The sequence below is a fragment of the Streptomyces longispororuber genome (assembly GCF_024448165.1).
Taxonomy (GTDB): Bacteria; Actinomycetota; Actinomycetes; order Streptomycetales; family Streptomycetaceae; genus Streptomyces; species Streptomyces longispororuber_A.
This window is the reverse complement of record NZ_JAMOLN010000206.1, coordinates 1-18074: the sequence shown is the minus strand read 5'-3', so window position 1 is coordinate 18074 and position 18074 is coordinate 1. Positions and strand designations below refer to the sequence as shown.

The window sequence follows — 18074 nt, the reverse complement described above, 5'->3', positions numbered from 1 at the left end:
GATGGCCAGACCGGATCCGGCGGTCACCAGCGGCAGTCCGGCGACGGCCGCGCCGAGGCGCACCAGGTCGTCGTTGGAGACGCCGTCGACGACGGCGATGCCGACGCCGTCCGCGCGCAACTCCCCCGCCCTGGCCAGAATCGCGTCCGGTCCGTCGGCGACGGCCCGATGGTCGATGAGGCCGACGGTCCTGGCCGTCTGCGCGCCGAGGACGGACACCAGGTTGGAGTCGGTCATGGGGGTGAGCGGGTGGTGGCGCATGCCGCTCTCGCCGAGCAGGACGTCACCGACGAAGAGGTGACCCTTGAAGACGGTGCGCCCGTTGTCGGGGAAGGCCGGCGTCGCGACGGTGAAGTCGGTGCCCAGCGCGTCCATCAGGGCCTCGGTGACGGGGCCGATGTTGCCCGCGGGGGTCGAGTCGAAGGTCGAGCAGTACTTGAAGTAGATCTGCTCCGCGCCCTGTTCGCGCAGCCAGGCCAACGCCCGCAGCGAGGCGGCGACGGCGTCGGCGGCCGGGACGGTGCGGGACTTGAGGGCGATCACGACGGCGTCGGCGTCGACCGCCTGCCGCACGGCGCGTTCGTCGTCCGCGTCCGGTACGTCGATCAGCTGGACCGCGCGCATGCCCGCGCGCACGAGGTTGTTGGCCAGGTCGGTGGCCCCGGTGAAGTCGTCGGCGATGCAGCCGAGTCGGATGCCCATGTCAGTGCTCCACCGGCTGGGGCAGGTCGATGCCCGGGAAGATCTTGATGACCGCGCTGTCGTCCTCGCCGCCCAGGCCGGACGCGGACGCCTGGAGGAACATCTGGTGGGCGGTGGCGGCCAGCGGCAGCGGGAAGCGCTCGGGCCGGGCGGCGTCGAGGACGAGTCCCAGGTCCTTGACGAAGATGTCGACGGCGGACAGCGGCGTGTAGTCCCCGGCGAGGACGTGGGCCATGCGGTTCTCGAACATCCACGAGTTGCCGGCGCTGTGGGTGATGACCTCGTACAGCGCTTCGGCGGGAACCCCCGCCCTGATGCCGAGCGCCATCGCCTCGGCGGCGGCGGCGATGTGCACGCCGGCGAGCAGCTGATTGACGATCTTGACCTTCGATCCGAGGCCGGGCAGCTCGCCCAGTCGGTAGACCGTGGCGCTCATCGCGTCGAGGAACGGGTCGGCGAGCGCGTACGCCGCCGGGGAGCCCGACGTCATCATCGTGAGGTCGCCCGTGGCGGCGCGGGCGGCGCCGCCGGAGATGGGCGCGTCCAGGTAGCGGACGCCGAGTTCGGCGAGCCGTCCGGCGAGTTCGGCGGACCGGCCGGGGTCGACGGTGGAGCACATCACGAACACCGATCCCGGGCGGAGCCGGGCGGCGGCGCCGTCGGGGCCGAACAGGACCGACTCGACCTGCGCGGCGTTGACCACCACGCCGACCAGGACGTCGACCGCGGCCGCGAGGTCACCGGCGGTGGCGAAGGCCTCGCCGCCGTCGGCCGCGAAGGCCGCGGCCACCTCGGCGCGCAGGTCGTGGACCGCGACGTCGTGGCCCGCGCGGCGCAGGCTGCCGGCCATGCCGAGGCCCATGGCGCCGAGGCCCACCACCCCTACGCGCGGCGGGGCGGACCTGTCCTGGTCGTTCATGCGCAACATCCTTGTCTCGCTGTGCCGTTGGCGACCGCGACGTGGCGCGTGACGCCCCTCGCCGCTCTGCGGTCAGGTCATATGATGACCTGAGGACAAAGATTGGCCCACAGTGACGTCCGTCACACCAGCCGCGACGCCTCACTGGAGCGGCTCGCCACCCAGCCCGTCCGAGTGACCCGGATCACATCAATCCACAGGGGAAACCCGCGTAATGCCAGGCCCCACAGGCGCTCTCGCACCTCAACAGCCACACGCGGCCCACGCCCGACCCCCGACGGAGTTCCCCTCATGCACGTCTCGCTGGAATCCCCCACCGGCGCCCGCCTGCTCACCCCGGACGGCCGGGAGTTCGCCACCCCCGTCACCCTGCGCCACACCTCGGCCGAACCGCTCGCGATCCGCCTCTGCTTCCCCCCGCACGTCACCCTCGACGGCGAGGCCGCCACCTGGACGATCGCCCGGGAACTGCTCGCCGCGGGCCTCGACGCCCCCGCCCGCACGGAGACCGTGCGCGTGCAGCCCGACGGCCCGACGGGCACCCTCATCGAGTTCCACTCCCCGGAGGGCCTCGCGGCGCTCCGGTTCGACACGGCGGGCCTGCGACGCTTCCTGCTGCGCACGCACACGGTGGGCCACAGCCGGCAGGCACCGGAGTCCGCCCCCGCTCCGGCCGTCGCCGAGGACGTGGTGGTCCCCTTCGACGCCCGGGCGCAGGACACACGGGCCGCACTGCTGGGGCGGCGCCTGCGCGACATACGGCAGGAACAGGACCTGTCGCTGCGCCAGGCGGCCGCCGCAGCGGGGCTGTCGACGCTGTGGGCCGCACAGATCGAGGCCGGCGAGATCCTCGACCTGGAGACCATGTCCCACTACGCCCGCTGCCTCGGCGCCGAACTCGTGGTGTCGGTCGAGTACGCGGGCCGCGCCAGACCTCGGGCCGTCCGGCGCCAACTGTCGCGGCGCATCGGCTAGTCGGCCCGAGGTGCCGAGGTCAGACGGCCGCCGCCTCGTCCGCGATGTTGCGGTCCTCGCCCGTCGGGTGGGTCACCTGGTGCACCACCGCGGCGATGGCTCCGCCGACCAGGGGCGCGACGATGAACAGCCACAGTTGGGAGAGCGCGGCGCCGCCCGCGAAGAGGGCCGGGCCGAGGCTGCGGGCCGGGTTCACGGACGTGCCGGTCAGCGGAATGCCCACGATGTGGATGGCGGCGAGCGCGATGCCGATGGGCAGGCCGTCGAAGCCGGTCACCGCGACGCGGTGCGTCACGCCGAGCACCACGAACACGAGCAGGAAGGTGAGAACGACCTCGGCGAGGAACGCACCGCCGGTGTTGATGTGCACGGCGGACCGGTCACCGAACCCGTTGCTGCCGAACGCGCCGTCGGCCTTGAAGCCTGGCACCTGCTTGGACAGCAGGAACAGCAGCGCGGCGCCGGCGATCCCGCCCAGGAACTGGGCGATCCAGTACTCGGCCGCGGTGCGCACGTCGATGCGCCGCGCGCACAGCATGCCCAGCGTCACCGCCGGGTTCACGTGACAGCCGGAGACCGGACCCAGCGTGTAGGCCAGTGCCAGCAGCGTGAATCCGAAGGCCAGCGCGATGCCCAGGGTTCCGATGAACTCCGCTCCCAGGACAGCGCTGCCCACCGCGAAGAACACCAGCAGAAGGGTCCCGATGAACTCTGACGCCAACGCTCTCGTGCGCATCTGCTCCACCTCGTCCCACTCGTTCGGCCCCCACGAACAGCCTCGGCGGGGCATGGGCCGAGCGCCCGTCGAGGCAAGCGAGGCTGGGCCGAACGGGTGATGCGTCTTCGTTCTGACTATGCCGGAGGAATTGGCAACTCCCTGTTCATCCTCTGGTGAGAGGCTGCTTGACGTGCGCACATGCCGTAGAGTGACGCGGCGATCACGGCACGAGACCGAGGAAAGCGGAGGGGCGGACCGTGGCAGACAGCACGGACATATGGTGGGAGCACGCAGCGTGCCGCACGACTGATCCCGACGAGTTGTTCGTCGAGGGGGCGGCACAGTCGAGCGCCAAGCGGGTCTGCGCCGGCTGCGCAGTCAGGACGGAGTGCCTGGCCCACGCCCTGGACCAGCGCATCGAGCACGGGGTCTGGGGCGGGATGACCGAGCGCGAGCGCCGGGCGCTGCTGCGCCGCCGCCCCACGGTGGCCTCCTGGCGGCACCTGCTCGACGCCGCCAGGACCGAGCACCGGCAGGCGACGAGGGAAGACGTTCCGGCCCAGGTGTCCTGAACCGGGTCATCGGCGGCGGCCCTCCTCACGGAGGCCGCCGCCGACGCGTGTTCCGGTGCGGACGCCGCACTTCGGGTCTGACGACGTGTCACGTACGTCACGTCGTCAACCGGCCGGGGGCCGTGCCGGTTTCGGTCCGCGATGCCGGTCCGGGCCGTGGAGCTGCGGATCCTCGTTCGCCATGTGAGACGCCGTGGGGCGAATCCGCCGGGGTCCCTAGAGTGGCGCACATGTTCGGACCTGCTCGTGAGCTGGCGCTCGCGCTCTTCGCGGCCACGCCGTGGAGCGTCGACGACGCGCTCTGTCGCCGCTGACGCCGCGGCGCGGGAGCTCCGCGCCATCGTCGCCGCCCGTCCGACGTTCCCCCTCTTCTCTTTCCGGAGACCTGTCTTGACCACCGCTCCCGCTGCCGGGGCGCCGCCCCGGAGCACCCTGCTCAGTCCTGCCCCCACCTCCTCCCCCGCGCCGCGGGCCGATCCCGCGCCGCCCGTCCGGCGCGTGCCGCTCGCCGTCGCCGCTGTCATCGGGGTCGTGCTCGCCGCGTACGTCTTCGCCGAGCACGGCGCCAAGCCCGGTGTCCTGCTGCTGCTCGGCAGCGCGCTCGGATTCGCGCTGTTCCATTCGCGGTTCGGGTTCACGTCCGCCTGGCGGCAGCTGGTCGCCGTCGGCAACGGCACCGGGCTGCGGGCGCACACCCTGCTCCTCGGCACCACCGCGACCCTCTTCGCCCTGATCATCGGGACCGGCAGCGGCCTGTTCGGTGCGGTGCCCGCGCCGAGCGCGGGACCGATCGGCGTGGGCCTGCTGGTCGGTGCCTTCCTGTTCGCCATCGGTATGCAGCTGGGCGGCGCGTGCGCCTCAGGGACGCTCTTCGCCGTCGGCTCCGGGCAGAGCACGATCGTGCTCACCCTCTTCGGGTTCATCACCGGATCGACCCTCGCGGCCTGGCAGTTCGGGCTCTGGAACGACCTGCCGGCCCTCGACCCGTTTCTCCTCTCCGACCACGTGGGCTGGTTCGGGTCCTGGGCGGTGACGATCGTGGCGCTGGTCGCCGTCTGGTTCGTCGCGCGCACGGTGCAGGCGCGCCGCAATCCGCCTCCGGTCGGCGCCGCGCCCTCGGCCCGGGGCGTGGCCGCCCGCGCGGTGCGCGGCTCCTGGCCGCTGGCCGCGGGCGCCGTGGTGCTCGCCGTGCTGGGCGCCGGCGTGCTGCTCGTCTCGGGCGGCGCCTGGGGCATCACCAGTGCGTTCTCGCTGTGGGGTGCGAAGCTGGTGGGTGCGCTCGGCGGCTCCCCCGAGACCTGGGCGTACTGGCAACAGCCGGGCAGCGCCGCCCAGTTGGCGGGCCCGGTGCTGGCCGACAAGAACAGCCTCACCGACATCGGCATCATGGTCGGCGCCGCGGTCGCCGCCGCCGCGGGCGGCGTGTGGCAGCTGCACCGCGGCATCCCGGCCAGGACGGCGCTCGCCGCGGTCGTCGGCGGCATCCTGATGGGCATCGGCGCGCGGCTCGCGGGCGGCTGCAACATCGGCGCCTACCTCGCGGGCATCGCCTCGGGCTCCCTGCACGGCTGGATCTGGGGCGCCGTCGCGCTCCTCGGCACCTGGGCCGGACTGCGGCTGCGTCCGCTGTTCGGCCTGGGCAACCCCAAGCCGGCCGACAGCGTCTGCTGACCGGCCCTCACCCGTCGCCGTACATCTCCAGCAGTACGTCGACGACCTCGTCGACCTCCGCGTCGGCGAGGTCGTCGAACGCCCCGGAGTGCCGGGCCAGCAGGACTCCGGCGACCGCCGCCACGAGCACGTCGGCCCGCAGCCCGGGGCGGTCGCGGCCCTCGCGGGCGAAGCGGGCCCGCAGCGGTTCCACGAGCCGCGCCTGCAGGGCCGCGCGGGTGGCGTCCTGGGCCCGCTGCTCGCTGAGCGGCTGGACGGCGACCCGCAGCAGCGGCACCGGGCCGCGCCGCTCCGCCCGTTGGGCGACCTCGCGCAGCCGGGCATCGGTGAGCAGGTCGTCCGGGGCGCTGTCGCCGTGCTCGGCCCGCAGCACCTCCACGTAGAGCAGTGCCTTGCTGCCGAAGTAGCGGGCGATCAGCGCGGCGTCGACGCCGGCGCGTTCGCCGATCTCCCGGATGGTGGTGCGGTCGTAGCCGCGCTCGGAGAACAGTTCCGTCGCCGCCCGCAGCAGCGCGTCGCGGCTGCGGGCGCTGCTGCGGCGCCGGTCGGCGCTCTCCCCGCTCACGGGCGGCTCGGCTCGGGGCTCGCCTCGGCCGCGGCGCCGCCTGCCGCCGCCACGACGGACGGCCGCGGCCGCACGCCGAACCGGGTCAGGGCCACCGCGAGCACGCCGGTGACCAGGAAGGCGGCGCAGCCGACGAGGCCCGCGCTGCGGTAGCCGTCGTTCGTCGGCAGGGCGGAGCCGGGGGCCGTGGCTGCCTGGAGGACGACCGCGCTGAGCGCGCTGCCGGTCGAGTATCCGATGTACTTCACGACCTGATTGAAGCTCATCGCGCTGCCGGTCTCCGCCGCGGGCACGCCGCCGACGATCAGGCCGGGGGTGACGGCGAAGGTGACGCCGACGCCGAGTCCGGCCAGCGCCATCATGACGCCGATCCCCCACAGGCTGGAGCGGGCGAGGAGGAAGCAGACCAGGCCCGCGAAGGAGAGCAGGCAGCCCAGCGGCAGCATCCGCGCGGGCGTCGCCGCGCTGCCCAGCATGCGGACCAGCCGGCCGGTGAGGAGGCTGGCCGCGGAGAACGGGACGAGCAGCAGTCCGGTGACGACGATGGACGCGCCGAAGCCGTACCCGGCGGACCCCGGCGTCTGGACGTAGCGGGTCACCAGGGCGATCAGCAGGTACGTGCCGACGCCGCCGACCATCGTGGTCAGGTTGGCGACGAGCACGCCGCGGTCCTTGACGAGGCTCACCCGGACCAGCGGGTGCGTGGAGCGCAGCGAATGCGCCACCCAGCCGCCGAGCAGGACGACGGCGCCGACCGCGAGCGCCAGCAGGGACAGCGAGCTCCAGCCCCAGCGCTCCCCCTCCGCCAGGGCGAGGAGCAGCGCCGCCATGCCGCCGGCCAGGAGCAGTGCGCCGGGAAAGTCCATCGGGGCGGTGGGGCGGTGCGGCGGCGCGGGCACGACGATCGTGGTGGCGACGAAGGCGGCGACGGCGGTGGCCAGGGCGAACCAGAACCCGGCGTACATGCCGAGGTACTCGGCGAAGAGGCCGGTGATCGGGTAGCCGAGGCCGATGCCCGCCGCGGTCGTCAGCGAGAGCGTCGCCACCGCGGCCCGCGCCTTCTCCGGCGGCAGCGCGTCGCGCGCGGTGGCGATGGCGAGCGGGACGAGTCCCATGCCGACCCCCTGCAGGGCCCGGCCGGCGAGCAGGCACGGGAAGCCGACCGGCAGCGCCGCCAGCAGGCTGCCCGCCATGACGGCGGCGAGCCCGGTGAGGATGACGCGCTTGCGGTACGGGCCGTCGCCGAGGCGCCCCATGACCGGGGTGGCGATGGCGCCGACCAGCATCGTCACCGTGAGCGCCCACTGCGCGGTGGAGACGGCGACGTGGTCCTCGGCGGCGATGGTCGGGATCAGCGGGGCGCCGAGACTGCTGACCACGGCGACGAGCATGCCGAGCGAGACGAGGACGGGCACGAGCGCCCGCGGGTGGCGCAGCGCGGGGGCCGTCGTGGCAGTGGTGGCGGGCTCCGACGGGGCCGGTATGGAGGGAGACAAGGAATTCCCGTTCGTGTCATCAAGCGATGTCATCGCATGATGACACGTCGTTCCCGGGTGTTCCGGCGCCTGGTTCGGTCAGGTGAGGGATGTCACGCCGTCGACGCCAGGACGCCCGCACCCACGGACACCGCGGCCGAGAAGGTGTCGGTCACCTGCTCCAGGGCTTCGGCGGCCGGGGCCGCGACGTGCGTGCGGTCGCCGTCGACGGTGATGTCCTTGTCGAGGGTGAACCAGCCCGGGACGATGTGGGCGGCGCCCATGGAGTTCAGTACCGGGCGCAGCGCGTAGTCGAGGGCCAGGACGTGGGCGACGCTGCCGCCGGTGGCGAGCGGCAGTACCGTCTTGCCGGCCAGGGCGAACTGCGGGAGCAGATCGAGCAGCGCCTTCAGCAGACCGCTGTAGGCGGCTTTGTAGACGGGTGTGCCGATCACGATGCCGTCGGCCCGCGCGAAGCGCTGCGCCGCGTCGGCGATCGCCGGGTGGTGGACGTCGGCGCGCAGCAGCGCTTCGGCGGGCAGGTCACGGACGTCGAGCCGGGTCACGTCGTGGCCGCGGTCGGTGAGGCGGCGGTCGACGTGGCCCAGGAGGCGGCCGGTGCGGGAGGTGGCGGAGGGGCTGCCGGAGACGGACAGGATGACGGCCATGGGGGAACCTTCCGGGTTCGGTGAGCGGGGTGCCGGGCGCGGTCGTGCCGCGCCGTTCACCACGAGCTGGTCTCGGTGGTGATCAGGGGTGTGGGACGGCCTCCGCGCAGGGCTTCGAGGAGGAGGACGATCTCGGCGGCGACGGAGCGGTGCTGCTGGTCGTTGAGGACGTCGTGGTGGGCGCCGTGCACGACGGCGAGGCGGGCGACGGGCAGGCTCTTGGCGAGGCGGCCGACGGCGTCGCGGTCGGCCAGCGGGTCGCGGTCGCCGACGAGGAGCAGGTGGGGGATGTCCCCCGCGGCGCCGTGAGCGGAGTCGAGGAGCCACCCGGGCACCGGCGCGGCGAGCGTCCCGCGCCGTACCCCGGCGTCCCGGGTGAGGGCTTCGCGGTGGACGGGGCACGTCGTCCTGAGGTCCAGCTCCTCCTCCCAGGAGCCGGCGTCCGCGGCGGCAGGGCCGGGAAGACCGGCGAGGACGAGCGCGTCGGGGCGCGGCCCGCGGGTGGCCGGGCGGCCGGAGAGGGCGGCGAGCGCGGCGGCGCCCGTGTCGGAGCCCACGAGGACGAGCGGGTGCACGACGTCCCCGGTGGGCTCGGCCCCGCGGACGGCCTCGGCGATGTGGGCGGCGAACTCCCCCAGCCAACCGTCGAGTTGATCCTCGGGCGGCTCGGGCGCGTCGACGACGCGGACCCGGTAGGCGTCCGCGGCGAGCCGCTTGCCGAACCGGTCGTAGGTGGCACGGGACTCACCCCGGCCGGGGACGACGACAACCGTGCCGCGGGTGTTCGCGCCCACGGGGACGTGGTGGTCGGTGTACTGCTGCGTCATGCGGCCTCTCCTGCCGGGGTGGCGGTGTGGCGGTTGGCCGGGACGGGCAGTCCGAGGTTGCCGCGCAGGGTGTCGGCCTCGTACTCGGTGCGGAACAGGTCGCGCTTCTGCAGGATCGGTACGACGCCGTCGACGAACAGGGCGAGTTCCTCCTCGGTGCGGAAGGCGAGGTTGATGCCGTCGAAGGTGCCCGCGTCGAACCACTCCTCGATCCGGTCGGCGACCGTCTCCGGCGCGCCGACGAACGGCGAGCGGCGGAACTCGGCGAGCGACTGGGCCACTTGACGCAGGGTCAGCTTCTCGGTCCGCGCACGCTCGATGAGCTTCGCGGCGCCGGTCCTGCCACCCTTCTCCGCGAGGTGGGCGACGTCGGGGAAGGGCGCGTCCAGGTCGTGCGTGCTGAAGTCGTACGCGCCGAAGGACCGGCCGAGCAGGGCGAGGTGGCGGTCGAAGTCGTTGTCCTCCTCGAAGATCTCGCGTTCCCTGCGGCGGGCGGCCTCATCGGTGGTCGCGACGACCGGGCCGCCGTGGATGAAGATCTTGATGTGGTCGGGGTCGCGGCCGTAGGCGGCGGTGCGGTCCTTGATGTCCGCGTAGTACTCCCGCGCCTGCTCCAGGGAGCCGCCGGGCGCGTAGATGCCCTCGGCGACCTGCGCGGCCAGGTCCCGTCCCTCCTCGGAGACACCGGCCTGGAAGATCACCGGCTGGCCCTGCGGCGAGCGCGAGAGGTTGAGCGGGCCCGCGACCTTGAAGTGCTCGCCCTCGTGGTCGAGCGGGTGCAGCCGGGCGGGATCGAGGAACACGTTGCGCTCGACGTCGGCGGGGAACGCGTCGTCCTCGTAGGAGTCCCACAGGCCCCGGGCGACGTGGACGAATTCCAGGGCGCGGCCGTAGCGGGTCGCGTAGTCGAGGTGTTCGTCGAGTCCGTAGTTCTTCGAGGTGCCGGTGTCGAAGCTGGTGACGACGTTCCAGCCGGCCCGGCCGCCGCTGATGTGGTCGAGGGAGGCGAAGCGGCGGGCGAGGTTGAACGGGGAGTTGTACGTCGAGCTCGCCGTGCCGACGAGGCCGATGTGCCGGGTGTGAGTGGCGACGGCGGACAGCAGGGTGAGGGGTTCGAGGCGGTTGAGGTAGTGCGACGGGTAGGTGGCGTTGATGAACTGGCTGTCGACGATGAACAGAGCGTCGAACAGGGCGTGTTCGGCGGCCTGGGCCTGGCGTATGTAGTAGTTGATGTCGATGCTGGCGTTCTTGGCGACGCGCGGGTCCTTCCACAGTCCGTGCTGGCCCGGGCCGCCGACGCCGTACGGGTGCAGCGCGAGGTGGATCTTCTTGCGGGGCATGAGTGCTCCAGGTCCGTGAGACGCGAGAGGGGTGACGTGAGGTGATGTGAGCGAGGTACGAGGGGTGAGCGGGGTGGGGTCAGGCGTGCAGCAGGGCGCGCAGCGCCTGGCGTTCGGCCCGGTCGGCGGGGGCGCCGTGGAGGGTGGGCGCGGACCCCAACAGGAGCCGGGTGTAGGGGTGTTGTGGGTTCGTGACGATGTCGTGCGCCGTCCCGGTCTCGACGAGTTCGCCCCGGTAGAGGACGGCGATCCGGTCGGCGACTCCGGCGACGGAGCCGAGGTCGTGGGAGATGAGGACGAGCGCGACGCCGTCGGCGCGCAGGTTCTTGAGGATCTCCAGGATCTGGACGCGGTTGGCGGAGTCGAGGGCGCTGACGGGTTCGTCGAGGATGAGGACGCGCGGTTCGGTGACCAGTGCCCTTGCCACGGCGACGCGTTGGCGCTGGCCGCCGGAGAGGGCGCCGGGCAGTCGGCCGAGCAGCTCCTCGGTGAGGCGGACCCGGTCGAGGTGGGCGCGGATCCGCCCGGCCGCCTCGGCCCGCGGCACGCCGCGCACCAGGAGCGGCTCGCTCAGCGACTCCTCGACGGTCAGGTCGGGGTCGAGACTGCGCAGCGGGTCCTGGAAGACGTACTGGACGACGCCTCGCCGGCGCAGGGCCCGCCATCGGCGGCGGCCGTAGGTGGTGACGTCCTCTCCCCCGACGACGATCGATCCGGCCGTCGCGGGGACGAGCCCGAGGACGGTGCGGGCGAGGGTGGACTTGCCCGAGCCGGTCTCGCCGATCAGTCCGACCGTCTCGCCGGGCGCCACCGTGAGCGAGACCCCGCGCAGGGCCTGGCGACGGCGGCGGCGTGGTCCGTAGTGCACGTCGAGGTCGCTGATCTCCAGGGCTGAACTCGGCTTATCGGATGGGGTGTTGCTGCTCACGCGTGCTCCTTCGCCGGGCGGAACCGCTCCAGGCCGTACTGCTCGTGCTCGGCGATCAGCAGCCGGGTGTAGTCGTGCCGCGGGTCGTGCAGGACGGAGCGGACCGGGCCCTGCTCGACGACCTCGCCGTGGCGCAGGACGAGGACCTCGTCGCAGAGCTGGGCGACGACCGCGAGGTCGTGGGAGACGACGACGAGCGCGAGGCCGGTGCGTTCCCTGAGGTCGGCGAGGAGATCGAGGATCTCCGCCTGCACGGTCACATCGAGCGCTGTGGTGGCCTCGTCCGCGATGAGGATCCGCGGCCCCGCGGCGATCGCGGCGGCGATCAGGACGCGCTGCAGCATGCCGCCGGAGAGCTCGTGCGGGTACTGGACCCGGACGAGCTCGGGATCGCGCAGGTGGACCGCGCGCAGCAGCTCCAGGGTCCGGTCGCGGGCCTCGCGCCGGGTGAGGCCCGTCTTCACGCGGAGGACCTCGGCGATCTGGGCGCCCACCCGGATCGAGGGGTTGAGGTAGGACGCCGGGTCCTGGAAGACGGCGCTGATGGTGGTGGCGCGCAGTGCGGTCCAGCGGGCGGGGGTCAGGGTGGTGATGTCGGTGCCGGCGATCTCGATGGATCCGGCCGTGACCTCGAAGTGCGGGGGCAGGATGCCCAGGGCGGCGCGGCAGGTGAGGGTCTTGCCGCTGCCGGACTCGCCGACGATGCCGACCGTCCTGCCGGGGGTCAGGTCGAAGCTGACGCCGTGGACGATCTCGCGGCCGGACGCCCGGTCGGTGATGTGGACGTCGCGCACGGACAGGACCGGTGCGGCCGTCGGCTCCGTGGCGGTGCCGGGCTGTTCGGATCGGGTGTGCTGGGTGGTCGGTGGGGTCATCGGGCGCCTCCGGCGGGGGTGGTGACGGCCTGGTCGGTGCGGTGGACGCGGGCCCTGCGCCGGTCGACGAGGGCGCGTCCCGCCTCGCCGGAGACGTCGCGCACGGCATCGGCCAGCAGGTTGCACGCCCAGACCGTCACCATGATCAGGAGAGCGGGGGCGGCCGGCGCCCACGGCTGGTGGGCGAGGTAGCCGAGGTCGGAGGCGAGCAGGCCGCCCCAGGTCGGCTCGGGCGGCTGGACGCCGATGCCGAGGAACGTGAGCGAGGAGACGATCACGAAGCCGGTGCCGATGGTCTGCGCGAGGGCGACCGCGAGCGGCGGCAGCACCTTCGCCCACAGGTGGCGTCGCACGATCCAGCCGAGGGAGGCGCCCGAGACGATCGCCGCCTCCACGTACGGGGAGCGGGCCACGGCCAGGGTCGCGGCGCGCGCCACCCGGTAGAACAGCGGGGAGACCAGCACTCCGGTGACGAGCATCGCCTGCGTGATGCCGTTGCCGAGCAGGGCGATGACGGCGACGGCGAACAGCAGGAACGGCAGGGCGACGAGGGTGTCGGTCAGCCGGAGGGTGACCCATTCGAAGGCGCGGCCGAGGTGGACCGAGAGGATCCCGGGCACGGCCCCCACCACCAGAGCGGTCAGGGCGACTTCGAGCGAGCCGAGGACGCTGACGCGCGAGCCGTCGAGCAGTCGGCTGAACGTGTCGCGGCCGAGGTAGTCGGTGCCCAGCCAGTGGGCGGCTGAGGGGTCGGCGAGCGTGCGGACGCTGGTGGCGAGCGGGTTCTGCGGGGCGAGCAGCGGGCCGAGGGCCGCGAGGAGAGCGATCACGGCGAGGACTGCGACGGCGATACGGCCCGAGGTCAGGGCGAGTACGCGGCGGATCACGGTCACACTCCCCTCTGCGAGGCCGGCGTGACGCGGGCCAGGACCAGGTTGACGAGCAGGTTGAAGGTGACGACCAGGACGATCGACACCACGAGGACGCCCTGGACGGCGGGTACGTCGCCGGCCTGCGCGGCGTCGTTGGCGAACCGGCCGAAGCCCTGCAGGCCGAAGATCCACTCGGTGACGACGGACGCGCCGACCAGCGCGGGGAACTTGAGGCCGAGGGTGGCCAGGGTGGGGCCGAGTGCGTTGCGCAGCACGTGCCCGAAGAAGACCCGGCGTGGGCTCAGGCCGCGCACCACGGCTCCGGTCACGTAGTTCTCCCCGTACGCGGCGATCAGTCCGGTCCGCAACTGCCGGGCGACGTCGGCGATGACGTCGAAGCTGAGCGCGACGGCCGGGAGGGTGATGTGGGCGATCCACGGTCCGATGCCCTGCGCCACCGGGACGTAGCCGGCCGACGGGAACAGCCGGAGTCCGACGGCGAACACGGCCACGAGGACGATGCCGACGACGAACGCGGGCATCACCGAGATCACGGTGACGAAGCCGGTGACGGCCCGGTCGATCCAGGTGGTGCGGCGCAGCGCGGCGACGGTGCCGAGGACGAATCCGACGACCACGCCGATGAGCAGCGCGAACGTCGCGACGGACAGGCTGACGCCGAGGCCGACCCCGATGAGGGTGGAGATGTCGGAGCCGTTGGTCCAGCTGGTGCCGAGGCGGCCGTGCAGCACTCCGTCGAACCAGTCCCCGTACTGGACAAGGAAGGGCCGGTCCAGGCCCCACTCGGCCTCGACGCGGGCGATGGCCTCCGGGGTCGCTTCCTCCCCCAACTGGATCCGGGCCGGGCTCAGTCCGCTCAGCGAGCGCAGGGCGAAGGTCACGAACGTGGCGACGAGGAAGACCGGCACGAAGAGCGCGGCCGACCGGCCGAGCACGGCCAGGACGCGTCCGGCGGCGCGTCGTGCGCTCACTCGGCGCCGCCGATGGTCACGCCGGTCCAGTCGATGTGGGCGGGGTTCTTCGGCAGGCCGGAGACGGTCCTGCTCTTCGCGATCAGGTTGGGCTGGGAGTAGGTGAAGACGAGGGCCTTGCTCTCGAGACCCGCCCGGGTCGCCGCCCGCAGGGTCTCGGTGTACTCCGGCGAGTCGAGCGGTGTCTCGCGGACCTTGGCGATGGCGGCCTCGAACCCGGCGGGCTCGTACGGGGAGCTGAGGTTGAGGGGGCCGTCCGGGCCGAAGTGGGCGGTGAGGGTCTGTGCGGCGGAGTCGCGCCCGGTGGTGGAGTAGAGCGAGAAGGTCAGGTCCTTGGCGAAGAACGGGGTCGCCCAGTTCTTGTCGATCTTGATGTCGACGGTGATGCCGGCCTTCGCGAGCTGTGACTGGACGATCTCGGCCTGCGGGTCCTCGGCGGGGATCACGAGGTCGAGCTTCAGGTCGCCCGCCTTGTAGCCCGCTTCGGCGAGCAGTTTCCTGGCCTTGGCGAGGTCGTGCGGGTAGGCGTTCGCCGACTTCGGGTCGTAGGCGACGTATCCCTTCGGGAAGGGCTGGTCGGTGGTCTCGCCGTAGCCGAACGTCAGTTTGTCGACGAACTCCTGGCGGTCGACCGCGTAGCGGACGGCATCGACGACCTTGTCGTTGTCGAAGGGCTTCTTGTTGATGTTGAGGCTGATGTTGGAGGCGTTGAAGCCGGGCTGGACGAACACGTCGAGGCCCGCCTTCTTGGCGGCGGACGCCTGGCTGGGTTCGATGTCGGCGAAGTTGTAGACGCCGGTCTGCAGGCCGGAGATGACGGTGGCGGCGTCGGGTGCCGAGGTCAGTTCGACCTGGTCGATATGGATGTTCTCGGCGTCCCAGTAGTCCGGGTTCTTCTTCAGGACGGCCTTGGTGCCCGGGATGAGCTGGGTGACGGTGAACGGGCCCGCGCCGACCGGCCCCTGGTCGAGCCGGGCCGGGGACTTCGCGGCCTTCGGACTGGCGATCTGCAGGACGCGCTGTCCGAACAACTGCGGTATCTGGTAGTCGACTTGACTGAGGTGGACGACGGCGTCGAGGCCCTTGGCGTCGACGGACTCGATCGAGGTGAGGTCGCCGAAGAGCGCGGAGTTCTTCTGCTTCCTGGCCCGTTCGATCGCCGCCTTGACGGCGGCGCCGTTCACCGGTTCGCCGTCGCTGAACTTCAGGCCGGAGCGCAGGTGGAAGGTGATCTCGTCGCCCCTGCTGTTGTACTCCCAGCTCCTGGCGAGGTCGGGGACGGCGTTCCCCTTCTCGTCGGTGCGGGTCAACGACGCGTAGACCAGGGCGAGTTCACGGAACTGGGCACCACTGCCGCCGACGACGGGGTCCCAGTGGGCGGGGAAGTACGAGGAGGTCCACTTGAGGGTCGAGGAACCGGTCGCGGAGGCGGCTTCGCCGGCGCAGCCGGTGAGGGCAGGGGCGAGGAGGGCGGCCAGTGCCGTCATGAGACCTGCGGTGCGCAGGCGTACGGCGGGGCGTCGGGGCGTGCGGCGTCCGGGCATGGAGGTTCTTTCGTCGAAGGCCCGTTTCCGCGCGGGCGGCGGTCACGAGGCGGGGCGAGGGGCGGCTCGGCCCCTCGGCCACGCTTGGCCGTGCCTCAACAGGCGTACGCGGCCCGGGTGTTCGGGCGCGACGCCGTCGGGCGCGGGGCAGGGGGAGGCAAGGGGGTGAGCCGGGAGACGGGCGGCGCTGCGGAGCGAGCGCGCTCGACGGAAGGGCACGTCAGGGGCGCGCGGAACCGTGGGATCGGCAGGTCAGCGACAGAGGGCGCTACAGGTGCGCCGCAGATCCACGTAGCGGCACACCACACCGGGGTGCGTCGTGAGCATGTTCCACATCCTGGGGTCGTGCGACTGTCCGTGTCAATGGACACCTAGGGGTGTCTCATTCGGCGGACGGTCTTCCGCCGCTGGTCAACGGCCTTTCAGTGGGCGGCCGATGCTCTCTGGCCGGCTTCCCCGGCGGCGGATCCTCCCGGCACGGGACAGGCTCGGGCCTCCTCCGCGCACCGCCACAGCGGGCCGCCCGCGGTGTCCACCCGCACGGCGCCGGGCGGCGGCCAGGGACCGGCGGCGAGCACCTGCCGCTCGGGGTCCGAGAGGCTGCGGTGGTGCCGCAGCGCCTGCGCCGCCGGCCGTGCGACCGGGCCCGTCCGCAGCAGTCCCGGGCAGAGTTCCTCGACCGCGCCCGCGTACTCCTCGTAGGGCCGCCAGCCGGGGACGACCCGGTGGGCGATGGCCGTGCGGAGCAGCAACGTCGGCAGTGCGTAACGGAGTTGACCTTCGTGGGTCTCCTTGGCCGCGCCCGGGTGCGGTGATCCGCTGTCGACGCGACGGGTCTCGGGCAGCGGATCGCGCGCCTCGGCCCGGTCGGCCCGCACCCGCTCGCGCACGGCGTCCGAGGCCGCGTCGCCGCGCAGGCGCTCGCCGTCCAGGTCCGGCACTCCGCGGGCGGCGAGGAGGGCCGCGTCCATGGTGTCGGCGGGCTCACCCCGGACGAACACGGTCTCGCGCAGCCGCCGCAGCACCCGGTCGGCGATCCGGCCCCCCTGCGCCTCGGCCGCCTTCGCGACGAGGGAAGCGGGCCAGGAGCTCGCCGCGACCCGGCTCAGCGGCACCGCTCGCGGGGCCCTGGTGTGCCCGCAGATCCCCTCGACGTACCCGGCGTACCAGGCGGTCTCCGCGGCCGGGTCGGGCGCCGGGTCGTCGCCGTCGTCGAAGAGGATGCAGTAGGCCCGGCGCCAGCGGACCCGCCCGTCCAGGGCCGCCCGGAGCTGCCGGAAGACGGGCTCCGAACCCCAGGCCCAGGGGCACAACGGGTCGGTGTACTCGACGACTTCGAGCTGCGCCGCACCGTCGTCGCGCGTCACGCGGCTCCCTTCGCGGCCGGCACCGCGTCCGCCGCGGGCAGCAGCGAGGCCAGCGTCACGCCGCCGAGCACCGCCGCCGCGTCGGCCTCGATCCGCCGCCACACGTCCGGCAGTCCGGTCGCGGCGCCCGGATACGCCAGTCCTTCGACAGGCTCCCCGCGCAAGGTCAGCAGGTCACCGTCGATGGCACGGCTGACGTCGAGCAGGGTGATCTCGTCGGCGCTGCCGCCCAGCCAGTACCCGCCTTCGCAGCCGCGCTGGCTGCGCACCAGGCCCGCCCGGCGCAACTCGCCCACCACCGATTTCAGGAAACGGAACGGAATCCCCTGCGAGGAGGCGATGGCCTCACAGGTCAACGGGCGGTCCGGGGCACGCGCGAGTTCCAGCAGGGCGCGCGCGGCGTAGTCCGCCTTCGCGGAGAGATGCATGCGCCCATCATGCCCGAACACCCGCACGCGGCAGGGCTCTTCATGACCGGTCACTGCATTGTTGCGGGAACATTGCCGCAGGTGGGAAGCAATGGACACCTCTTGACATCCTTTTCCGTGCGGCCCTAGCGTCGCGACCATGAGCGACCCGCTGACCACTCCTGGCGAGGGCTTCCACCCGCACCTCCCCGATGCCCCGTCCACCCCTCCGCTGCGCAGCAGGCTGCACCACGTCCGCGCGGACGCGCTGGACGGCGACACCGCGCAGACCGGCGGCATGCGGCGCTTCGCCGCCGTCAGCGGCCGGACGGTGGGCTCGGAGAAGCTGTGGATGGGCCAGACGCACGTCGCCCCGTCGACCTCCTCGTCGGACCACCACCACGGCGAGTCCGAGACCGCCATCTATGTGGTGAGCGGGCACCCGGAGTTCGTGTTCGTCGACGACTCGGGCGACGGCACCGACGAGGTGCGACTGCGCACCTCCCCCGGCGACTACATCTTCGTACCGCCCTACGTCCCGCACCGCGAGGAGAACCCGGACCCGGCCGAGGAGGCCGTGGTCGTCATCGCCCGCAGCACGCAGGAGGCGATCGTGGTGAACCTGCCGAAGCTGTACGCGCTCGGGGGCGAGGCGGG

At 72.8% G+C, this 18074-nt stretch carries 19 protein-coding genes; 4 read left to right on the top strand and 15 right to left on the bottom strand.

Translation table 11 applies throughout. From position 1 onward, the window contains the following. The coding region (gene otnK / locus M4J07_RS38710; protein WP_255980192.1) for a 3-oxo-tetronate kinase at positions 1 to 702 on the bottom strand (702 nt) is incomplete at its 3' end. Position 703: 1 nt separating this feature from the next. Continuing rightward, positions 704 to 1621: an L-threonate dehydrogenase gene (gene ltnD, locus M4J07_RS38705; RefSeq protein WP_255980190.1), complete on the bottom strand. Its 918-nt coding sequence runs from the start codon at positions 1619 to 1621 to the stop codon at positions 704 to 706. A 291-nt stretch (positions 1622 to 1912) separates the two neighbouring features. On the opposite strand from ltnD, the gene M4J07_RS38700 reads away from it, so the two are divergent. Then, positions 1913 to 2596 (top strand): SsgA family sporulation/cell division regulator, encoded by a 684-nt coding sequence (locus tag M4J07_RS38700; protein WP_255980188.1) that lies wholly within the window; start codon positions 1913 to 1915, stop codon positions 2594 to 2596. A gap of 19 nt (positions 2597 to 2615) precedes the next feature. Here M4J07_RS38700 and M4J07_RS38695 read toward each other — a convergent pair whose 3' ends face one another. Further along, complete coding sequence (locus M4J07_RS38695) at positions 2616 to 3332, bottom strand: MIP family channel protein (RefSeq protein ID WP_255980186.1); 717 nt, start codon at positions 3330 to 3332, stop codon at positions 2616 to 2618. A gap of 239 nt (positions 3333 to 3571) precedes the next feature. Between M4J07_RS38695 and M4J07_RS38690 the strand changes: the two genes are divergently transcribed. Continuing rightward, positions 3572 to 3886, top strand: coding sequence for a WhiB family transcriptional regulator (locus M4J07_RS38690; RefSeq protein ID WP_255980184.1), 315 nt, complete (start codon positions 3572 to 3574; stop codon positions 3884 to 3886). A 390-nt stretch (positions 3887 to 4276) separates the two neighbouring features. Next, positions 4277 to 5557, top strand: coding sequence for a YeeE/YedE family protein (locus M4J07_RS38685; RefSeq protein WP_255980182.1), 1281 nt, complete (start codon positions 4277 to 4279; stop codon positions 5555 to 5557). A gap of 7 nt (positions 5558 to 5564) precedes the next feature. On the opposite strand, the gene M4J07_RS38680 is transcribed toward M4J07_RS38685, so the two are convergent. From M4J07_RS38680 to M4J07_RS38625, 12 genes are all read right to left on the bottom strand, one after another. Next, on the bottom strand, positions 5565 to 6122 hold the full coding sequence (locus M4J07_RS38680; RefSeq protein WP_255980180.1) for a TetR/AcrR family transcriptional regulator: 558 nt from the start codon (positions 6120 to 6122) through the stop codon (positions 5565 to 5567). After that, positions 6119 to 7618: an MFS transporter gene (locus tag M4J07_RS38675; RefSeq protein ID WP_255980178.1), complete on the bottom strand. Its 1500-nt coding sequence runs from the start codon at positions 7616 to 7618 to the stop codon at positions 6119 to 6121. Before M4J07_RS38675 ends, M4J07_RS38680 begins: the two co-directional genes overlap by 4 nt. Before the next feature lie 92 nt (positions 7619 to 7710). After that, on the bottom strand, positions 7711 to 8265 hold the full coding sequence (gene ssuE, locus M4J07_RS38670) for an NADPH-dependent FMN reductase (RefSeq protein ID WP_255980176.1): 555 nt from the start codon (positions 8263 to 8265) through the stop codon (positions 7711 to 7713). A 56-nt stretch (positions 8266 to 8321) separates the two neighbouring features. After that, positions 8322 to 9092 (bottom strand): alpha/beta hydrolase, encoded by a 771-nt coding sequence (locus M4J07_RS38665; RefSeq protein ID WP_255980174.1) that lies wholly within the window; start codon positions 9090 to 9092, stop codon positions 8322 to 8324. Then, entirely contained in the window at positions 9089 to 10432 is a 1344-nt protein-coding gene (locus M4J07_RS38660; RefSeq protein WP_255980172.1) for an LLM class flavin-dependent oxidoreductase, read from the bottom strand. Before M4J07_RS38660 ends, M4J07_RS38665 begins: the two co-directional genes overlap by 4 nt. A gap of 79 nt (positions 10433 to 10511) precedes the next feature. Further along, positions 10512 to 11360, bottom strand: a complete 849-nt coding sequence (locus tag M4J07_RS38655) for an ABC transporter ATP-binding protein (RefSeq protein WP_255980170.1) — start codon at positions 11358 to 11360, stop codon at positions 10512 to 10514. Next, positions 11357 to 12235: an ABC transporter ATP-binding protein gene (locus M4J07_RS38650; protein WP_255980168.1), complete on the bottom strand. Its 879-nt coding sequence runs from the start codon at positions 12233 to 12235 to the stop codon at positions 11357 to 11359. Before M4J07_RS38650 ends, M4J07_RS38655 begins: the two co-directional genes overlap by 4 nt. Then, positions 12232 to 13122 carry an ABC transporter permease gene (locus M4J07_RS38645; RefSeq protein WP_255980166.1) on the bottom strand — a complete coding sequence of 297 codons (891 nt, stop codon included), beginning with the start codon at positions 13120 to 13122 and terminating at the stop codon, positions 12232 to 12234. Before M4J07_RS38645 ends, M4J07_RS38650 begins: the two co-directional genes overlap by 4 nt. Positions 13123 to 13124: 2 nt before the next feature. Beyond that, a complete protein-coding gene (locus M4J07_RS38640; RefSeq protein ID WP_255980164.1) occupies positions 13125 to 14099 on the bottom strand; it encodes an ABC transporter permease in 975 nt (324 codons plus the stop codon). Next, complete coding sequence (locus M4J07_RS38635; RefSeq protein WP_255980161.1) at positions 14096 to 15643, bottom strand: ABC transporter substrate-binding protein; 1548 nt, start codon at positions 15641 to 15643, stop codon at positions 14096 to 14098. The genes M4J07_RS38640 and M4J07_RS38635 overlap by 4 nt, the downstream gene beginning before the upstream one ends. A gap of 422 nt (positions 15644 to 16065) precedes the next feature. Further along, complete coding sequence (locus M4J07_RS38630) at positions 16066 to 17010, bottom strand: DsbA family oxidoreductase (protein ID WP_255980159.1); 945 nt, start codon at positions 17008 to 17010, stop codon at positions 16066 to 16068. Next, a complete protein-coding gene (locus M4J07_RS38625) occupies positions 17007 to 17438 on the bottom strand; it encodes an RrF2 family transcriptional regulator (RefSeq protein ID WP_255980157.1) in 432 nt (143 codons plus the stop codon). The genes M4J07_RS38630 and M4J07_RS38625 overlap by 4 nt, the downstream gene beginning before the upstream one ends. A gap of 139 nt (positions 17439 to 17577) precedes the next feature. On the opposite strand from M4J07_RS38625, the gene M4J07_RS38620 reads away from it, so the two are divergent. Continuing rightward, positions 17578 to 18074, top strand: a 497-nt coding sequence (locus M4J07_RS38620; RefSeq protein WP_255980155.1) for a cupin domain-containing protein, incomplete at its 3' end; no start/stop codon positions are given.

Bases quoted from the DNA above. Each gene is read 5' to 3' on its own strand.
- M4J07_RS38695 (WP_255980186.1), bottom strand. From the start codon at position 3,332: ATGCGCACGAGAGCGTTGGCGTCAGAGTTCATCGGGACCCTTCTGCTG.
- M4J07_RS38700 (WP_255980188.1), top strand. From the start codon at position 1,913: ATGCACGTCTCGCTGGAATCCCCCACCGGCGCCCGCCTGCTCACCCCG.
- M4J07_RS38660 (WP_255980172.1), bottom strand. From the start codon at position 10,432: ATGCCCCGCAAGAAGATCCACCTCGCGCTGCACCCGTACGGCGTCGGC.
- M4J07_RS38650 (WP_255980168.1), bottom strand. From the start codon at position 12,235: ATGACCCCACCGACCACCCAGCACACCCGATCCGAACAGCCCGGCACC.
- M4J07_RS38635 (WP_255980161.1), bottom strand. From the start codon at position 15,643: ATGCCCGGACGCCGCACGCCCCGACGCCCCGCCGTACGCCTGCGCACC.
- ltnD (WP_255980190.1), bottom strand. From the start codon at position 1,621: ATGAACGACCAGGACAGGTCCGCCCCGCCGCGCGTAGGGGTGGTGGGC.
- M4J07_RS38665 (WP_255980174.1), bottom strand. From the start codon at position 9,092: ATGACGCAGCAGTACACCGACCACCACGTCCCCGTGGGCGCGAACACC.
- ssuE (WP_255980176.1), bottom strand. From the start codon at position 8,265: ATGGCCGTCATCCTGTCCGTCTCCGGCAGCCCCTCCGCCACCTCCCGC.
- M4J07_RS38625 (WP_255980157.1), bottom strand. From the start codon at position 17,438: ATGCATCTCTCCGCGAAGGCGGACTACGCCGCGCGCGCCCTGCTGGAA.